Below are 1257 nucleotides of genomic sequence, written 5' to 3' on the forward strand. Positions count from 1 at the left end.
TGTCACATCCCAGCACTTAGTAGATCCATTGAGTAAGTGTAAACTAATTCATACTTATTATTTTGAAATGTAATTTGATCAAAAAACTTTATTCCACTAGATTCGGAAGGCGTGAGTAAATTTGTTTAATAAGATGTTTACCACATCTACAAAGAGGAGAGCTGCATTTGAGATTCTTTGTTATTGTAATCTTAACGCTACTCTATACACCATTGTATGCCCAGCCATCAGAACTGCCTAGAGAGAAGAAAAAGGTGGTTCTTGGCGTTGTTGAGTTTCCTCCTCTTGTTATAAAAAATATCGATAGCCCTGGCTGCCACGGCGATGCAGTCACTATTTCAAGAACTATTCTAGAGTTGGTTGGATACAAAGTAGAAGTTGAGTGTCCACCACCTGCTCGATTATTTGAGAGAATAAGGAAAGGGCAGGTTGATATTACGATGAACGTTAAAGGAACGAAAGCCTTAGAAAATACAGTAACTTTTATCGAAAAGCCATTCAGCTACTTATCTATTGTATTAATGACTAATTCAAAGGTCGAAAACAACAAGACTGTTGCGGCTATCAGAGGTTACGACTACGTAGGCCTTAGGCAAGAACTCGAAAATAAAGGCTATACATTTTTTGATATGGCCAACAGCTCTGATGCTATTCAGCTTTTTCAGTTTGGACGAACGTCTCATTTAGCGACATACGAAGCACCTTATCTCTATCATATAAAACGTAACTCAAACAATGTTGATGACCTTATTGTCTCTATGAGAAAAGATATCCCGACTTTTCTAGCAATTTCCAACGCCAGTGCAAAAAAAGAGGAACTTGAAAGTAAGCTTTCAGAGTTATTGGCGCTGTCTGATAGTCAAACAGTTATAGAGCAAATGCAGACACAAAATAATGAGAATTAATGAATTGTAATTACTCTATTCAACGTTCTGTAGTCGTATTCGCTTCTATTAGCGTTAAATTATTATTTTATAAAGATTATAAAATTCATATACTTACTATTTAGGTTTAAAAAAATTAATTTTTTTGAAATATCCTTTGACCGCGCAGGGTCTTTTAAATTACACGTACATACTGTGCGTCAAATATGTCTATTTTATTGAGGATACAACAATGAAACAAATCAAAAAATCATCAGTAGCAACAGCTTTAGGAGCGGTTGTAATTGGCTCTTTGGCGTCAACAGTAGCGGTTGCAGACGTAAATCCATTTGGTATGCAAGCGCTAGAGTCTGGCTACAGCCAGTTTGCAGCT

1 protein-coding gene is annotated in these 1257 nt (G+C 36.3%); it reads left to right on the forward strand.

What is annotated here, in order from left to right:
• Nucleotides 1–167: 167 nt before the first annotated feature.
• A complete protein-coding gene (locus GVO62_RS01755; protein ID WP_236547038.1) occupies nucleotides 168–905 on the forward strand; it encodes a transporter substrate-binding domain-containing protein in 738 nt (245 codons plus the stop codon).
• The last annotated feature ends 352 nt before the right edge of the window (nucleotides 906–1257 follow it).

This window comes from Alteromonas sp. KUL150, assembly GCF_009811475.1.
Lineage (GTDB): Bacteria > Pseudomonadota > Gammaproteobacteria > Enterobacterales > Alteromonadaceae > Alteromonas > Alteromonas gracilis.